7 protein-coding genes are annotated in these 18,443 nt (G+C 72.7%); 1 reads left to right on the plus strand and 6 read right to left on the minus strand.

Features of this window, described 5'->3' with window-relative positions; all coding sequences use genetic code 11:
* The first annotated feature begins 360 nt into the window (after nucleotides 1-360).
* Nucleotides 361-3,963 (plus strand): BTAD domain-containing putative transcriptional regulator, encoded by a 3,603-nt coding sequence (locus tag ACQEU1_RS14485; protein ID WP_433200766.1) that lies wholly within the window; start codon nucleotides 361-363, stop codon nucleotides 3,961-3,963.
* Between the two features lie 7 nt (nucleotides 3,964-3,970).
* On the opposite strand, the gene ACQEU1_RS14490 is transcribed toward ACQEU1_RS14485, so the two are convergent.
* From ACQEU1_RS14490 to ACQEU1_RS14515, 6 genes are all read right to left on the minus strand, one after another.
* Nucleotides 3,971-4,411 (minus strand): hypothetical protein, encoded by a 441-nt coding sequence (locus ACQEU1_RS14490; protein WP_433200769.1) that lies wholly within the window; start codon nucleotides 4,409-4,411, stop codon nucleotides 3,971-3,973.
* A 101-nt stretch (nucleotides 4,412-4,512) separates the two neighbouring features.
* Nucleotides 4,513-7,578 (minus strand): AfsR/SARP family transcriptional regulator, encoded by a 3,066-nt coding sequence (locus tag ACQEU1_RS14495; protein WP_433200772.1) that lies wholly within the window; start codon nucleotides 7,576-7,578, stop codon nucleotides 4,513-4,515.
* Nucleotides 7,579-7,743: 165 nt separating this feature from the next.
* Nucleotides 7,744-10,044, minus strand: a complete 2,301-nt coding sequence (locus tag ACQEU1_RS14500) for a transglutaminase-like domain-containing protein (RefSeq protein ID WP_433200775.1) — start codon at nucleotides 10,042-10,044, stop codon at nucleotides 7,744-7,746.
* Nucleotides 10,041-11,186, minus strand: coding sequence for a DUF58 domain-containing protein (locus ACQEU1_RS14505; RefSeq protein ID WP_433200778.1), 1,146 nt, complete (start codon nucleotides 11,184-11,186; stop codon nucleotides 10,041-10,043). The genes ACQEU1_RS14500 and ACQEU1_RS14505 overlap by 4 nt, the downstream gene beginning before the upstream one ends.
* Nucleotide 11,187: 1 nt before the next feature.
* Nucleotides 11,188-12,156 (minus strand): AAA family ATPase, encoded by a 969-nt coding sequence (locus ACQEU1_RS14510; RefSeq protein ID WP_433200781.1) that lies wholly within the window; start codon nucleotides 12,154-12,156, stop codon nucleotides 11,188-11,190.
* Between the two features lie 27 nt (nucleotides 12,157-12,183).
* Complete coding sequence (locus ACQEU1_RS14515) at nucleotides 12,184-18,345, minus strand: Ig-like domain-containing protein (RefSeq protein WP_433200784.1); 6,162 nt, start codon at nucleotides 18,343-18,345, stop codon at nucleotides 12,184-12,186.
* Nucleotides 18,346-18,443: the final 98 nt, after the last annotated feature.

Consider the following 18,443-nt stretch of genomic DNA (forward strand, 5'->3'; position numbering starts at 1 on the left):
GAACCTCCACACGTTCGATCACTGAAATCGAGTGTGAAGAGGCAACCTCTATGAAGTCTTGACGACGGAGGCCGCCGAAGCCGCCCGATCTTGACGATTTGTTCGCGTGATGTGTGGATCTTGGCCACCCCTCACGAGCCCCTGCGGCGGCTGTTAGCACCAGTGCACCGGTTGACCTGCGGGTTCACCCGGATGGCCCATCTTGACGTTTACCGGGCCCTTGTCTCGCCTCGTCAAGACCACGGTGAGTTCCGACACGATCTCATTTGGTGGCCGGCGCTGAACCATCTGGCGGTCTCGCGCCGTGTCTACACTCGGCAGCCGCGCCCGTCGGCGCGGCCGAAGCTCGGAGTGGTGCGAATGTCAACGGAGCCGACCGACTCTCCCGCTCCGCTGCGGGTGCAGTTGCTGGGCGAGGTGTGCGCCTGGCGCGGCTCGGCAGAACTCCCGCTCGGATCCGCCAGGCAACGCGCCCTCTTCTCCGTGCTGGCGTTGCGCGCGAACACCGTCGTCGCGAGGGACGAGCTGGTGGACGCGATCTGGGGCGACGCACCCCCCGGCGCCGTCGACAGCTCCCTCTACACCTACGTCTCCCGCCTGCGGCGCGCGCTCGAGCCCGTCCGGTCCAAGTGGTCCACCGGCAACGTGCTGGTCTCGGAGGGGTCCGGGTACTCGCTGCGGCTCGACCCGGCCGCGCTCGACGTGCACGAGTTCGACCGGCTGCGCGACGAGGCACGGTGCCTCTGGGCGTCCGGCGAGGCGGGTTCCGCGCTGGCCGCGCTGGAGCAGGCGCTGGAGCTGTGGCACGGAGACCCGCTGATGGGGATCGCCGGCCCGTTCGCCGCCCGGCACCGCGGCAGGCTCGCCGAGCTGCACCTCGACGCGCTGGAACGGCGGGCCGAGATCATGGCGTTCTCCGGCGAGGCCGATCTCGCGATCGACAACCTGCTCGCGCTGACGTCCGCGCACCCGTTGCGGGAGACCCCGCGCGCGTTGCTGATGACGGCGCTGCACCAGGCGGGCCGCGACGACGAGGCGCTCGCGGTGTACCGGTCGGCCAGGGAGCTGCTGGTCGACCAGCTCGGCATCGAACCGGGCCCGCAGCTGAGGCAGGCTTACGAGGACGTCACCTCCGGCCGCGGCCTGAGCTTCGCGGTGTCCGCGCCGCCCGTCCCGCCGCTGGTGCCCGAGGCGCCCCAGGCGTTCGCGGGCCGCGTCGCCGAGCTGGACGTGGTGCGGCACGCGCTGGAGTCCGCGCTGCACGGCACCGGCACCGCGCTCTGGGTCGAGGGCGAACCGGGGTGCGGCAAGTCCGCGCTGCTCGCGGCCGCTTTGTCGGACGCCCGGGAGCTCGGGTGCGCCGTGCGGTGGCACGCGGGCGACGAGACCGACGACAGGTTCCCGCTCGGCGTCGTGACCGAGGCGCTGAACGTGCAGCTGCCCGAGTCGCCGCCGCTGGTCGAGTCCGAGGGCCTGGTCGGGCTGGTGGACCACCTGGTCAGGACCGTGCACGAGCTGTGCGAGACCGGCCCTGTCGTGCTGGTGCTGGAGGACCTGCAGCAGGCGGACGACGCGAGCCTGCTGGTGTGGCAGCGCCTCGCGAAGATGGCGCCGCACCTGCCGTTGCTGCTCGTCGGCACGGCCAGGCCGCACCCGGTGCGCCCCGAGCTGGACCCGCTGCGCACGGCCGTGTCCGCGTACGGCGGCTTCCGGCTGCGGCTCGGCCCGCTGGACGAGACGGCGACGACCGAGCTGGTGCGCCAGGCCGTGGGCGCGGAGCCGGGTGCGGAGCTGCTGGCCGTCGTCGACTGCGCGCGCGGCAACCCGTTGGTGCTGCTGGCGATGGTCGACGCGCTGATCCGCGACGACGCGGTGGTGCTGCGCGGCGGCGTCGCCCACCTCGACCGGACGCCCGGCGCGCCGCAGCCCGCGATGGACGCGGTGATCACGGGCCTGATGGGGCACCTCTCCGACGGCACCCGGCGGCTGCTGCGGTGGGCCGCGCTGCTCGGCATGGAGTTCAGCCTCAACGACCTCGCGACGGTCGCGCACGAACAGGCGTCCGGGCTGCTGCCCGCCGTGGAGGAGGCGACGGCGGGGCGGGTGATCAGGGAGTCCGGCCGGCGTCTCGCGTTCGAGCACCCGATGCTGCGCCGCGTCCTGTACGAGGCGGTGCCCGAGACGGCCAGGATCGCGTTGCACCGGCAGGCCGCCGAGACGCTCGACACGGCGGGCGCGCACGTGGAGCGGATCTCCGAGCAGCTGCTCGCGGGCCCGGTGCCGGTGGACGCGTGGGTGACGCAGTGGCTGCTCACGCACTCGAACACGCTGTCGAGCCGCAACCCGGCGCTCGCCGCCGAACTGCTGGAGTACGCGGTCGCGAGCCCGTCCGTCCGCGACCGCGCCCGCGAGGTGTTCCTGGTGCGCCTCGTCCGGCTGCGGTTCTGGCTCGGCAGGCACCCGGTCACCGAGGCCCGCGCCGTCCTGAAGACGGCCGACGACCCGGCGCGGGCGGCCGAGATGCGCCTGATGCTCGCGTACATGGACCACACGACCGGTGAGAACGACCGGGCGCTGGAGGTGCTGCGCCAGGTGGCGGCGGACCCGTCGGTCCCCGCGCACTGGCGGGCGCGGCACCACGCGTTGCAGGCCAGGGTGGAACGCCGGGCGCTGGACGACCCGAACACCGCGCACCAGACCGCCGTGATGGCGCTGGACCGCGCGAAGGAGTCCGCGGACACGTTCGCCATCGCCCACGCGTCGGAGAGCCTCTGGGAGATCGCGTCCGTGCAGGGCAGGCACACCGAGGCGCTGGCGCACGTCGACCAGGCGCTGGAGGCGATCGGCGGCGACCCGGCCGGCGCCGACCTGGAGCTCTGCCTGCTGGACGACAAGATCTTCACGCTCCAGCAGCTCGACCGGCTGGGAGCCGCGTCGAAGGCGTTGGACGCGGCCCAGCACCTGGTGATCCACCGCGGCCTGACCAGCGGCCCGCACCTCCCGGCGGCCGTGCACCACTACTGGCTGGGCGACTGGCACGACGCACTGTCCGAACTGGACTCCGTCGTGCAGGACCGGCCCGAGATCACGTTCTACGGCCTGCGCCAGCGCACGTCGATCGACCTGCTGCACGGCCTGAAGGCGCTGATCGCCGCGCACCGCGACGACTCGGCGGCGCTGGAGACGTTCCTCAAGTCCGCCGGCGACCACCCGGTGTCCACAGTGGAGACCCGCGACGACTTCCTGCGCATGGCCCACTCCGTCGCGGCGGAGCAACGCGGCCGCGCGGACGAGGCGATGGTCGCGCTGCTGCCGTTGCTGCGCGCCGACTACCCGCGCCTGGTCCCCCGCCACCAGTGGCTGCCCAGGCTGACCCGCCTGGCCCTGGACCGCGGCGAACGCGAGGTGGCGACGGCCGCCCTCGCCGCCTGCGACCCCCGCACCGCACGGGGCGAGGCCGCGGCGCGCTGGTGCCGCGCCCTGCTGGAGGAGGACACGGCGGCACTCGCGGCCGTGACCAGGAACTTCGCCGAGGTGGGCCGCAAGGTCGAGTTCGCGGCGGCGTCCGAGGACCTGGCCGTCCTGCACGCCTCGCTGGGCCACGTGGCCGAGGCGCAGGCCGCCCTCTACGACGCGATGACCGTCCACACCGAACTGGGCGCGGCCTGGGACGTGCGCAGGGCGGAGTCGCGCCTCAGGCCGTACGACGTGCACTGGCGGGTCGGCGTGCACGGCGACCTGAACGGCAGGCCGCTCGACCACCTCGAGAGCCGGGTGGCGGACCTGGTCGCGGCGGGCTGGCCGAACTCGGACATCGCCACGCGGTTGAGCATGTCCCGCAACACCGTGCAGGCGCACGTGTCGCGGTTGCTGCAGAAGCTCGGCGTGGACTCGCGGCTGAGCGTGACGCGGCAGGTGCTGGACCGCTACGCCTACCGCACCGGAGAGGCCAGCACGGCCTGAGGCTCCCTCAGTCCTGGATCATCGGGTACCGGCGAGGCAGGAAGGCGTCCTGCTCCTTCTCGTACGGGTAGTGCACGGCCCTGCGGACGGTCCCGATCCCGTGCACCTGCTCCATGCCCAGGTAGGAGTCGCGGGAACGGTCGGTCCAGCGTTCGAAGACGATCGCGTGCCGGGTGGCGCTCTCGTGGCAGGCGCAGATCAGCAGGTCGCCGGCCAACAGGTCGTCGCGGGAGATCAGCGAGCAGAACGCGGTGAGCTCCTCGATGCTCGTCTGCGGCAGCGCCAACGCCATGCAGACGAACCCGGCGCTATCGGTGCGGTAGCGGCCGTGCTCGTTGCTGAACCTGCGGCCGGGGTGGAACGACACCGACGGCCGGAGCCAGCTCTTCGCCCGGACGATCACCTCGGCACGGGTGATCAGCGGGCCCAGGAGAACCGTCGCGGGCATCTTCTTCTCTCGTCGTGTCCGGTGTTTCCCTGACACGACGAGAGTGACCGGCCGGTCTGCACGCGGCCTACAGATCCCGGGACCTCACCTATAAGAATCCTTCAGAGGTGCTGCCGGACGTGCGCCCGCCAGCCCGCGGCGGTGAGTTCGCGCAGCTCGGCGGCTTCCCGGCCACCCACGGACGCCGCCAGGTCGACGGCACGCGCCCAGAGGTCGTCGGCGGAGGCCGCGGCCGCCAGGTCCCGCAGGGTGCGGGCCTGCCACTGGGGCAGCCCGAGCTGTTCCCAGCGCACCAGGGCGTCCTCCAGCAGCTCGCGCGCCCGGACGTCGTCGCCGCCCGCGAGCGCGGCCTCCCCCATCGTGCGGATGGCGAGCGCGACGCCGAACCGGTCGCGGTGCTGGGCGAACACCTCGTGGCACGCGTCGAGCAGCTCGGCCGCCTCCGCGACCTTTCCCTGACGTACCAACGCCTTCGCGAGCGACTGGCGGGCGTAGGCCGCGCCGAGCGCGTCCCCGGCGCCGGTCAGGATCGCGATGGCCTGCGTGCTGAGGTCGGCGGCCGCGGTCTGCTCGCCCCGTGCCCGGTGGCAGAGGCTCAGTCCGCGCAACGCCAGCGCCTCACCGCGCGGGTCGCCCATCTCCCGGTAGAGGCCGACGCACCGGCCGAGCGACTCCACCGCGTCGTCGACGTCGCCGTTCTCGCGGCTGATGGCCCCGAGCCCGTACAACGCCGCCGCCGCGACGTCCGCGTCCCCCGCCTCCTGCGCGAGCCCGGCGGCCGCGACGAGGTGCTCCGCGGCCGGCCCTGTCTCGCCGAGCTCGCGGTGCACGGTGCCGAGCCCGGCCCGTGCGACGGCCTGGGTGTGCACGTCGCTGACGGCCTCTGCGTGTTCGCGGGCCAGGCCGAAGTGCTCCAGCGCCGCCGCGAAGTCGTCCTGCTCGTACTTCAGCTGTCCGAGCCCGGCGTGCACGGTGGCGAGCGCGCCCCTGTCGCCCGAAGTGCGCGCGCTCGTCAGTGCGACGTCCAGAATCCGCTGCCAGCCGTCGAACTCGTTGCGCACCGCGAACGGCGACGCCAGCAACGACACGATGAGCGTCGTCGTGGACCCCATGACCCCGAGCTCGTGCGCGCGTTCGATGCTGCGCACCACCGCGGCGGTCTCGGCCTTGAGCCAGCCCGTCGGGTTCTCCTCGACGTCGGCGCTCAGCCGCCAGTCCACCTCGCCGGTGTTCAGCCCCGGCGGCCGCAGCCCGAGCGTGACCCGCGGCAGCTTGCGCGCGCCGATCTCCACCAGGTGCATCCAGACCGTCATCATCCTCAGCACGGCCTCGTCCGCGCGTTCGCCGCCCGCCTGCTCCGCGCCGAAGAGCCGGATGAGGTCGTGGAAGCGGTACCGCACCCTGCCCAGCGGATCGACCCCGACGACGTCGAGCAGCCGCAGGTCCACCAGGTGCTCGACGACGTCCTCCGCGTCGTCGGCGGAGATCTCCAGCAACGGCGCCGCGAGCCACGCGCCGAAGTCCGGCAGGTCGAGCAACGTCAGCAGGTGGAACGCCCTGCGGTGCAACGGCCCCAGCTCGGTGTAGTTGAGCTGCAGGCTGGACCGGATCGCGAGGTCCCCTGCCTGCAGCTCGTCCAAGCGCCGCCGTTCGTCGGACAGCCGCCCCGCCAGCACCTTCAACGGCCAGTGCGGCCGCGCCAGCAGCTTCGCCGCCGCGACCCTGATCGCCAGCGGGATCCCGCCGCACAGCCGCGCGATCGACCGCGCCGCCTCGGGTTCGGCCGCGATCCGCTGCTCGCCGACGATCCGGCTGAGCATCTGCACCGACGCCTCGACGTCGAAGAAGCCCAGCTCGACGAACTCGGCACCCTCCAGCCCGGTGAGCCGCGACCGGCTGGTGATGATCACCAGGCAGTGCGGCGAGCCCGGCAGCAACCGGCGCACCTGGTGCTCGTGGCTGACGTTGTCCAGCACCACGACCAGGCTCCGCCCGGCCACCTTGCGCCGGTACAGCTCGACCCGGTCCGTGAGGTCGTCGGGCAGGTCGGTGTTCGCCACGCCCAGCGCGTTGAGCAGCCGCCGCAGCGCGTCCCGCACCCCCAGGTCGGGGTCGGCCTCGCGCAGGTCGGCGAACAGCTGCCCGTCCGGGTACCGGTCGCGCAGCATGTGCGCCGCGTGCACGGCCAGCGCCGACTTCCCCGCGCCGCCGAACCCGGACACCACCACGGTCGCGGTCGCCGTCCTGCTCGCCACCGCCGTCTTCTCCGAGATGCGCAGCATGAGGTCGAGCTGGCCGGCCCGCCCGGTGAAGTCGCCGATGTCCGGCGGCAGGTGCCGGGGCACCGTGTACTGGTCCACCGCGACGACCACCGGCGCCTCGGCGACGGCCTCCACGGGCACCACGACGGCAGGCGCCGCGACCCGTTCCAGCGACCCGTTCAGCACGTTGTTGTGCAACTGCTGCAACATCTCGCCGGGTTCGACCCCGAGCTCGTCGTCGAGATAGCGCCGCACGTTCTGGTAGACGGCCAGCGCGTCCGCCTGCCGTTCGCTCTCGTACAGCGCGCGCATCAGCAGCCCGTGGGCCTCCTCGCGCACCGGGTTCCGCGCCACCAGCCCGGACATCCGCGAGATCACCTCGCTGAAGTGCCGTTGTACCAGCTGACACCGCGCGATCCCCTCCTCGGCACCGGCGCGTTCCTCCTCCAGCGCCAACGCCTTGGCCCGCGCGAACGGCGCGTCGATCCCGCTCAGCGCCGGCCCGCGCCACAGCTCCAGCGCCCGCTGGTAGTGCGTCGCCGCGTCCTCGTGCTGCTCGGCGCGTTCCAGCCGCCGGGCCCGTTCGACCAGCGCCTCGAACGCCTCCAGGTCGCTCTCGCCCGCCTGCACGGCGAGCGAGTAGCCGGGCGCCCGCGTGACCAGCACCTGGTCCCGGCCGGTGCTCGCGAAGGCCCGCCGCAACGTCGACACGTAGGTGTGCACGAGCGCGGTGGCGGACCGGGGCGGGTCCTCGTCCCACAGGTGGCCGATGAGCTGCTCGATCGGCACGACCTGCCGCGGCTGCAACATCAGCGCGGCGAGCATGGTCTTCGGTTTCGTCCCCCCGAGCCCGATGGATCTCTCCCCGTCGCGGAGATCTACGGGCCCCAGCAGCAGAACGCGCACGCCAAACTCCCCAGTTTGTCGACCGCGCCGCCTACCGCACCCCCTCGTCGGCGGCGACGCTCCGGCCATGATGCCAGCCGTTTCGCGTTTTGGGGCCGTCCTGAACAGCCTTTCCACCCGTTGACACCTGACCGGCTCGAGCGCTCCGAGCACCGGACTTCGCGATCACGCCGTCCGAGGCCTGCGACGAGCTGATGCGGCACGGGCGTTCGACGGCTTGACCGTGCCTCTCGCCCTCACGGGCAGGAACGTCCGCACGTCCACGGCGGCGAGCCAGCGCCGCCACCGCGGCACCGACGCGCGCATCCTGGCCCTGGCCTCCCGCACGGCCGCCCAGTACGCGTCCACCGCGGCCTGGTCCGGCGCGCCCGGACCGAAGACCTGGGCGTCCGCGGCGGCGGCGAGGCCCCGCAGGTCGAACCGCTCCCGCAGCCTCGCCGCCTCCTGCCGCCTGGTCAGCCCGCGCGGCACGGTCGCCCCCAGGTCGCGGGCCTGGTCCACGAGCTCGCGCCAGCCCGTGGCGAACCGCGTCGGCGTGCTGCCGCGCGTCCGCCTCCGGTGCCTCCGCGTCATCTTCGCCCCCACGACGAGGGCGACCAGCGCGCAGACCGGGAGCACGACCACGCCGATGTCGGCGAGGAGTTCCCTCAGCCACAACGGGAAGAACGGCGGTGCGATCGGCGGGGTGGTGATGCCGTTGACGTCGGTGCGGCTCGCGTCGACGAGCGAGCTCGGCATCTTCACCGTGTTCGGCGGCGGCACCACGGCGGCGTCGGTGTTCTCGATCTCCTGCGGTGGCTGGTGGTCCGGCTTCTTCGAGCGGTCGGGCATGTACTCGGTGTTCGGAATGGCGGCCCACGTCCCGTCGGCGAGGTGGATCTCCACCCACGCCTGGACGTTCTCGCCGCGCACCACGCCGCCGGAGCCGGGCACGGCACCCAGCACGACCCGCGCCGGCATGCCGATCTCGTTGGCCACCAACGCGTACGCGGCGGCGTACTGCTCGTCGTTGCCCGCCGGTCGCTTGGCGTTGAAGAACGCCGTCAGCCTCGCCGCGCCGTGCCCCGGCAGGTACTCGGTCTCGCCGGGACCGCCGTCGGTGTAGGCACCGTTGTCCCGCAGGTACCTGGCGGCCTCCTTCAGCCGTTCCGCGATCGTCGTCGCGCCACCGGTCCACTTCGCGACCTTGCTCCGCACGAACGCGAGGTCGCCGGTGCGCACCGAGGGCCGTCCGAACGGCTGCGCGTCGTCCGGGACTCCTGCGGCGGGAAGGACGGTCCGCAGCCGGTAGGTGTCGCCCTCCTTGAGCCGGTCGGCGACGATGCCCGACGCCGTCGCGAGGTTGTAGCGCAGGCTCTCGGTGTGGCCGGCCTTCCGCTCGCCGTCGAACGCGATCTCCCGCGCCTGGCCCGCGGTCGGCAGCCACGCGCTCAGCTCGTCCGCCGTCGCGTAGGCCGCCTCGATCCGGACCGTGACGTCGGCCTCCGCACCGGTGCCAGCCACCGGGATCCGCACGCCGATCCGCTGGAAGTTGTTGCGCTGCAACGGCCCCGCCGCGCCGGACGGGTCGTTGGTCGCACCCCACACGCGGCCGTCGTAGCCGTCGAGCGTCGCGATCCGGACCCGGCCGCCCTCCGGCAGGCCCGCGACGGTGAAGAGCGTCTGGTCCCACAGCTGGTTGGCGTCCTTGGTGTGCTTGCGGTACCCGACGAGCGGGCTCGCGTACGCGCCGATCTCGAACGGCGGCTCGACGTAGTTCCGCAGCACCAGGCGGTCCGCGCTGCCGGTGCCGGGCAGCACCGGCGAGACCAGCAACGCGATCCCCGCCGCCACACCCGCCAGCGCCACGGCCGTCACGGCCCGCGTCAGGCGGACCCCGCGCACGCCGGTGCGCCGCCGGGCCGCACGGATCGCCGTCCAGCCCGTGCCGATCGCGGCGAACAGCACGCCGAGCAGCCCGGTCGCCTCGCCGGTGCCGAGCAGGATCACCACGACCAGCACGGCGAGCGGCGCGGCGGCGGGTGCCGCGCTGAGCGACACCCGGCGTGCGAGCGTGAACCCGCCCGCACCGCACAGCAGGCCGAGGATGTACGGGAGCACCAGCAGCGGGCCCGCGCCGTCGACCGGCGGCAGCGTGGTGAGCAGCTGCTTCCAGCCGTGCACGCCGAGACCGGCCAGGTCGGACATCGTGGCGGGGGTCGGCACCGCGCCGCTGCCGCGCATCGCGACGGCCCCGCCCAGCAGGAAGAACACCGCGACCGTCATCACCGCGACGGCGATCATCGGCCGGCGCAACGCCGACGCCACGTGCCCGGACACGACGCCGAGCAGCAGCCCGGCGCAGCCCACGAGCAGGAAGCCCCAGTCGCTGTAGGTGCCGTGGAAACCCAGCAGCGCCACCACGAACAACGCGGTGAGGAACGCGGCGTCGGCGAGGTCGTCGCGGCCGGGTACGAGTCTGGTCACTGCAGGGTCCCTCCCCCGAGCAGCCCCGGCAGATCTGCCAGCCGCCGCAACGTGAGCACGGTGAAGGAGGTGCTCGCCGACCGCGTGGTGCGTCCGTCCGGGTCCACCCGCAGCACGACCTTGCGCACCTCGGGCGCGAACGCGGACGCCGCCACCCGCAGGTCCGCGTACGCGTGTCGCGCGCCGGTGACGAGGACGACCACGGTGGCGTCCGGTGCGGCGGCCGCCGCGCGGGTGGCTGCCCGCGCGAGGTTCTGGCCGCCGAGCTCCGCCCGTGCGAACACGTCCAGCACGTGCCCTCTGGCGCCGGCGGAGACGTGGTCTCCCGCGACGACGCTGGTGTCGATCTCGTCGAGCGCGGCCCTGGCCACGACGGAAGCACCGGCGGACAGGGCGGTCTCGAAGACCTCGGGGTCCGAATAGGACTGTTGAGCGCCGTCGACGATCACGGCGACGTGCGCGCGCCGCGTGTCGAGGTACTGCCGCACCAGGAATCTTCCGTCCTGAGTGGATGTTGCCAGTTTCGCCGTGGAACGCCAGTGGATGTGCCTGCGGTCGTCGCCCGGCACGTACTCGCGCAGCGCGTGGAAGGCGAGGTCGCTCATCGACACGTCGTTGGTGGTGCGGCCTTCGAGGTCGCGCAGCAGTCCGGTGCCGAGCGGCTCCAGCGGCACGGTCACCGGGTGCACGAACAGCTCGACGACGTCCGTCATGCCGACGGTCCGCCGCACCAGCCCGAGCGGGTCGCCGCGCACCGTCACCGCGGGGCCGACCGCGATCACGCCGCGCCGCACCCCGGCGATCTCGATCTCCCGGCCCCGGTCGAACACCTCGACGCGGTCCTCGCCGACCGGCAGCTCGACCTCGGGCGCGAACAACGACCTCCGGCCGTGGCGCTCGACCTCGACCGAGCACCCGGTGGACTCGCCGGCCCGCAGGCGGCGGCGCGCGACGTCCACGCGGACCCGCACCGCACCGCGCCCCAGGGTGAGCGCGCAGGCGAGCCCGAGCAGCAGCACACCGGTGGCGCCGAGCAGCACGAACTCGTCCCAGCCGAGCACCGCGCCGAGGACCCACGTCCCCGCCGCCGTCACGGCGAGGAGCCGGCCGGACGGCGAGATCGCCTCCAGCAGCCGCCCCACGTCAGGCACCTCGCCGCACGGGCGGCTCGATGTCCGCGAACAGCGAGTCGACCACCTTCTCCACCGTCGCGCCGTCGAACTGCGCCTCCGGGTGCAGCAGGATCCGGTGCCCCAGCACGGGATGCGCGAGCTCCTGGACGTCGTCGGGCACCACATGCGTGCGCCCTTGCGCCAACGCCCACGTCTTCGCGCACCGCACGTACGCGAGACAGCCGCGCACCGAGACACCCAGCCGCACCGCGGGGTGCGACCGCGACGCCTCCGCGATCCGGCTGACGTACCCGAGCACCGCCGGGTCGACGTGCACCTGGTCCGCCAGCGCGGTCAGCTGCGCCACCGCGTTCGCCGCGATCGCGGGCGGCACGTTCGCCGACCGGTCGCGCGTGGCCGCGTCCGCGAGCAGCGCCACCGTGGCGTTGTGGTCCGGGTAGCCGACGCTGGTCTTCATCAGGAACCGGTCGAGCTGCGCCTCCGGCAACCGGTACGTGCCGGCCTGCTCGATCGGGTTCTGCGTCGCGATCACCATGAACGGCGACCCCACCTGGTGGGTCTCGCCGTCGACGGTGATCCGGCCCTCCTCCATCACCTGCAGCAACGCGGACTGCGTCTTCGGCGACGCGCGGTTGATCTCGTCCGCCAGCACGATCGAGCCGAAGATCGGGCCGGGGTGGAAGCGGAAGCTGCCGAGCTGCTGGTTGTAGATCTGCACGCCGGTCACGTCCGACGGCAGCAGGTCAGGGGTGAACTGGATGCGGGTGCTCCTGCCCTGCACGGTGTTGGCGAGCGCCTTGGCGAGCGAGGTCTTGCCCGTGCCGGGGTAGTCCTCCAGCAGCAGGTGGCCGTCGGAGAGCAGGCAGGTGAGCGCGAGACGGATCACGTGCTCCTTGCCGGAAATGGCGCGCGAGATGTTCAGGACCATCTGCTCGAAGGTCTGCGCGAACAGCCGAGCCTGTTCAGGAGTGGCGTTCATGGTTTCGTTCCTTCGCTGTTTCGCACGTCACCAGACCATTGATCCCGAAACACCACCACATGTGGCGGTGACCGTACTTCCCTTGAACCCGAAGAAATTGTTCGTCTGCCTGCGCTCATTCGGCCCGAAGCTCTCGGTGAAGAAGCCGCCGCCCGCGCTGCTGCTGAAACTGCACGACACCCTGCCGGGGAAATTCGCCGTCTGAACTCCGATGTAGGCGCAGTCGCTCGACTTGCACGACCCCACCGTGCCCACGCAGCCTCCCGCTGGGCACGGACCGCCCTTGAAGACGGTCACCGTTGGCGGTGGCGGCGGTGTCGCCTGCTGCCGGGACTGGTTCAGCGACGGCCGGCCCGCGTCGGACACCGTCACGCTGACCGTCACGTTCTGTGAGTGGCCGACTTCCTGGCTGCCCGACCAGCTCCACCCGCCGACGCCCGTCGTGAACGTCTGGTTGAAGCCGTGGCTCGTTGTCACCTGCACCGTCGCCGGCTTGCCGTTCGGATTGACCGACACGGAGAAGTTGACGACCGTGTTGTTGGCGGACGTGTTCAGCGCGAGGTCGCGCATCGGCCCGTACGTCGTCACGCCCGCGGACACCGCGCTGTTGCACGGGTTGCCTGCGTACGCACCACCACCACTGCCGTTGCACGCCTGGAGGCTGATCGTCACCGGTTGCCCGTTCGGCAGGCCGTTGACCGTCTGCGTCGCACCGGCCTGCCCGCCCGTCGGGTAGGTCCACGTGCCGCACGAGCCACCGGACCACGTGCAGCTGACGGTGTTGGACTTGCCGTGCGACGCGGGTGCGTCGAAGCGGAGCGTCGCCTGCCCGTCCGATCCGGTGGGCGTCGCGGTGAACCCGGTGATCGGGTCCGGCGTCGCCGTCGCCTCCATCTGCGCGGGCGCGCTGGCGGGCGAGGTGTGGCCGGCGGGCTCGGCCTCGGCGGCGGCGTTCGCGGCGACGACCGTGTAGCTGTAGATCGTGCCGTCGTTCTGCAGGCCGTCGTCGAGGCAGGTCGTGGCGGTGACCTTCGAGCACACGGTCTTGGTGCCGCCGCCGGTGCGGGTGAGCGTGTAGCTGGTCGGGCCGGGACCGTTCGCCCCGACCGCGCCCCACGACACCGTCACGGCACGGGTCTGCCCGTTCGCCGCGTTGGCGGCGGTGAACGTCGGCGCGCCGGGAGCGTCGGGAGCACCCGCGGACTGCCCTTCGACGGTGACCGCCGGGCCGGGGCCCTGCGAGTTGACCGCGATCACCGTGAAGACGGTCCTGGCGTTGTTGTCGAGGCCGGTCGCGGTCACGTTCGTGGCGCCACCGGGTGCGGTCGTGCGACCCCCACCAGACCATGAGATCTCATGGCGCAGCACGGGCGTGCCCTCGTTCGGCGCCGCTGTCCAGCTCAGCTGCAACGAACCGTCACGCGGCGTGGACGTGCTCAGGCCGGAAACTGCTCCTGGCACCGTGTTCGGCTGTGCGGGCGTGGACCCGCCACTGGGTTTGCCCCAGCCGACGAGGTTGTGCGCGCGCACGGTGAACGTGTAGTCCGTGCCGTTCGACAGCCCGGTGATCGTGCACGGCGAACCGGGGCAGACCTGCTTGCCGCCGCTGTACTCCACCTCGTACGAGTCGATCGGGGCGCCGTTGCCGGACGGCGCGCTCCAGGACAGCTCGACGACCTTGCTCAGCACCGTCCTGCCCGGCGCGGGAACGCCGGGGGCGTCGGGCACACCGAGCACGTTCAGCCTGATCCGGCCGGTGACCTTGCGGTCCTCGCGCGCGGTGTCGGCCACGTCGGTCACGACGACGTTGAAGTCGATGGCCCCGTGCGCGTCGCCGTTCGGGGTGATGCGCACGGTGGACCCGTCGTTGGTCGCGCTCGCCCCGGCGCCACCGGCCTGGTTGACCGAGACGACGCTGATCTTCGGGTCGCGCAGCTGCGAACGCACGTACGAGACGAGGTCGACGGTGGCGGTGTCGCCGGCCTTCACGCCGTCGAGCGTCACCGGCGAGACCGTGGGCGGTGGCGCGGCGGTGACCTCGACCGCGATCTTGCCCTTGGGCCCGTCGCCCGCGCCGACCTCGATCGTGCCGGTCGAACCGGGCTTCGCGCCGCCCGCCGCGGTAACGGTGAGAGTGCGTTCGCCGGAGCCTTCGAGCGTGACGCCGTCCGGTTGCGCGGCCCAGGCCGCCGTGTAGCGGACGTCGCCGAGCTTCGCGCGGTCCGCGACCCACACGTGGCACACGGAGGTGACGTCGATCTTGACCGGCAGACCGCCCTCGACGACCCGCAGCGCGGACGCCGGACAGCGCAGCACCGGCGTGTCCGGGCCGACCTGCACGGGCACCGTGATCAGGGCGAACTTGCCCTCGGGATCGGTCAGCGAGCTGCCGTCGGTGACCTGGAACGTCACCGCGGCGGGCCCGGTGTAGCCGCCGCGCGCGGTCAGCACTAGCCCGGTGTCGCCCTCGTTGCGGACCTCCAGCCCGGTGGCGGGCGCGGCGGTCAGCTCGTCGACGGTGGTCAGCTTCGGCTGCTTGCCGGACGGCACCTCGACGTAGTCCTTGACCTGCACGGCGATCGAGCCGTCGGCGGGCACGGTGATCAGCTTGTCCGGTATCGCCCTCGGCGCGCCGGATCCCTTCGACGGCACGTGGACCAGGCCCGCGGCGGTCGCCCCGGACTCGTCCTTCACCTCGTAGGCGATGGTGCGCGGGTGGTCGCCGACCGGCAGGGTGACCTTGAACCCGGACACCTTGGCCTGGTCGTGGAAGACCTTGGCGACCTCCAGCCGTTCCTTCGCCCCGTCCGGGTCGCCCAGCACCGGGCCGAGGTCGACCTCGACGGTGCTGTCCTCCTTCTTCACCACCGGGAACAGCTCGCCCGCGACGGGCGGCACCTGGTAGCCGTCACGGCTGCGCACGGTCAGCGTCGCGAGCGACGGCTGGCCCAGCCCGTTCGTGATGGCGTAGGTGATGACCAGCGGCTTTCCGGTCAGGTCCGGTGCGGTCACCTCGATCTGACCGGAGTTCTCCCGCACGTCGCCGGGCAGCCCAGGGTTGCGGTCCTTCAACGGCTCCACGACGACGGTGTCGCCCGGCGCCTGGACGTCGTTCGCGAGCACGTTCACCGCGAGCCGCGCACCGGGTGCGCCGGTCACGACGTCGTCCACGGCGACCGGCGGCTGCGGATCCCCCGGCGGCACCACGGCCACCCGGATCAGCGACTCGCCCTCGCGGCCGAAGGAGTCGGTGACGACGAACCCGAACGTGTCCGTGCCGTTGGAGGTGGGGAACGCCTCGTAGGTGAGGGACGTGCTGGCGATGCCGACGACCCGGCCGAGCTTCGGCGCGGAGGCGATGCCGGTGACCGCGACCGAGTCGCCGTCCGGGTCGGCGCCGCTCGACGGCACGGTGATCGTGACCCGGTCGCCCGCGACGGCCCGCACCTCGACGGGTTCCGGGGCAGGCGGCTGGTTCGGGGTGGCGGGGCTCGGCGCCGGGTTCACCGTGACCTGCGCGCGGCCGACGGCCTGGTCGCCGTCCGGGTTCTGCGCCACGTAGGAGATCTCGGCGACGAACGGCGTGTCGGTGCTGCCGGGGGCGACGTAGCGGACGACGGCGCCGGAGACGTACGCGGTGCCGGGGTCCTGCCTGCCGTCGCGCGCGGTCACGGTGAGCCGGCCGGTGCCGGGCGCGCCCTGCACGTTGGACTGCAGGGTGAGCGGCGCGCCCGCCGGTGAGATGTCGTTGTCCAGCACCGGGATCGTGGTCGAGTCACCGGCGCGGGCCGACGCGCGGTCGTCCTTGGGCACCGGGGTGTCGTCGGCGGGCGGCGGCAGCTGGGTCACGGTGACCTCGCCGGTGACGGGACCGGTCACGCCATCCGTCACGGTGTAGCGCACGACCTGCGGGTTGCGGTCGAGGACGGGCGCGGTCGCGCTGATCCGCAGCCACCTGCCCTTGACGACGGCGACCTCCAGCTGACCGGAGGTGCTCTCCGCGTGCTGCACGCCGAGCACCGACCCGGCAGGGCTGAAGTCGTTGGCGAGCACGTCGGTGACGACCGGTTCCTGGCCGCGCACCACGGCGTTGTCCGGCATCGCGACCGGCGGCAGCGGCGAGTCGGGGGCGGCGGTGACGTCGACGCGGATGGCGCCCTTCGCGAACGGCGCGTTGCCGAACGCGGCGGTGTACTCGAGCGGGAAGGTGCCGGGCTTGGTGGCCGTGAGCGTGACCAGGCCGGTCCTGGTGTCGGTGGTGATCGCCGCGCCGGCCAGCGGCGCGACGTCGGCGGCGAGCCGGAGCTCGGCCGCGGGGTCGACGGGGTCGGCGCCGGGGAGGTCGTTCTCCAGCGGGCGGATCAGCACGGGCGCGCCGACCTGGCCGCGCGCCACGTCCGGGCGGGCGATCGGCGGCAGCGCGGTGGGAGCGGCCGGATCGAGGACGCGCACGGTCTCGGTGCCGGCGACCGCGTCCGCGACGCCGTCGGTGACCTTGTAGCCGATGGGCTGCTGACCTGCCTCGACGGGCGCGGCGTACTCGACGAACCCGGTGTTGGTGGTGGTCGCGGCACCGGCCTTGGCCTCCGCCTCGACGAGCACGACCGGGTCCCCGTCGAAGTCGCGCCAGTCGGCGAGCACCGGCAGCGTCAGCCTGCCGCCGGACGCGACCGACCAGTCGTGCGGGACCGCGCCCTTGCGCATGGCCGGTGCTTCGTTCTGCGTGCCGGTGCGCACCTGGACGGTGACCGCGGCCGTGGCGTTGAGGCCCTTGCCGTCGTCGACCGTGTACTTGAAGTGCGCGTCCTGGGCCTGCTCCGGCAGCGTCACCTCGACGGTCTGGCCGTCCGGGGCGATGGCGAGCGTGACGTCCTTGCGGTCGAGGTCGCTCACCGCCGTGACGGACAGGATGTTCCCGGCGGGGTCGGAGTCGTTGTCGAGAACGTGCAGGACCGTCGTGCGTCCCGGCCGGGCGCCGAGCGTGTCGTCGGTGGCTTTCGGCGGCTTGTCCTTCGCGGACTCGGTGGTGTTCTCGTTCTTGTCCTTGTCGCTGGGGTTCTGCTCGGGCGGGGGCCGCACGGACTGCCAGTCGTCGACCTTGTTCTGCGTGCCGAGGTCCCAGACCGCGCCGGTGGCCAGGTCGTTCAGCACGATCGCCCTGCGGTTCATCCGGAACACCGGCTGGACCAGGGCCTTCGCGTCCTTGAGGTTGCCGGGTGCCGCCTTCTGGCCGCCGCACGAGCGGAAGTAGCCGCCGGACGCGCCCGCCCAGGCGGCGTGCACGCAGTCGCCGAGCCGCACCGGTTCAGCCGGGGCGCCGTCCACGCCCTCGTGCAGGGTCGCGGTGCCGTCGCCGTCGAGGTCGAACGTCTTCAGGCCGCTCCTGGACGCCACGACGACCACGGCCGCGTCCGGCCCTGACTGCTGGAGCACCGACTCGCGACCGGCCTGCGCCGTGCGGCCGTCGGGGAGGTGGAGCGTGCCGGACTCGGCGTCGAGCACGACGGCGGTGCTGCCGACCGCGGCGATCCTGGGCGCTTTCGGGCTGGTCGCGAGCTTGCCGTAGGCGGGTTCGGCGAACCCGGTGTCCGCCGGTGTGATCGTGACCGTGCGGCCGTTGGCGGAGACGGCGTGCACCGTGCCGTCGAGGCCCACGGCGAGCGCGGCGGTGTCGGCCGAGTCGAGCGTGGCGAGCGGCGCGGACTCCTGGCTCACCTGGTCCAGCGCGCTCACGCCGGCCTCGACGTCGACCCTGGTCGCCCACACCTTGCCCGCGCCGGGGTCGAGCACCGCGAGCGTGCCGCCCGCGAGCGCGACCTGACCACCGCTGGGCAACACCGCGCCGTGATCACCGAGCGTGACCGAACGGGCGACGTCGACGGGGTAGAGCTTGCCGCCCGCCCGGTCCCGCGCGACCACCGCGGCGGCGTCCTGCACGACGTCGAGCTGGTAGGTGCGCTGGGCTCCGCCCGGCGGGTTGAACGCGGCGTCGAGCGAGCCGACCGGTTTGTTCAACCGCCCGAACAACCCGTCGCGGTCACTGGTGACCCACACCCCGCCGTCGTTCAGGTCGACCTGGCGGACGGGGTTTCCGGTGGACGTGAAGGCGTACGCGACGAGCGAGGCGGCAGCGAGGACGAGCACCATTCCGGAGGCGATCGTGGTCCGGTGCTTTCGAATGAGTCCCACTTTTCCCCTCGCTGAGGTCGCGCGTGCACACCTGCGGTTCCGTCAACCGCCTATCGGGCCGATCCAAGAATTCGTTGCAGCATTCACTCGAATGCCTC

This window comes from Lentzea sp. CA-135723, assembly GCF_050936595.1.
Taxonomy (GTDB): domain Bacteria; phylum Actinomycetota; class Actinomycetes; order Mycobacteriales; family Pseudonocardiaceae; genus Lentzea.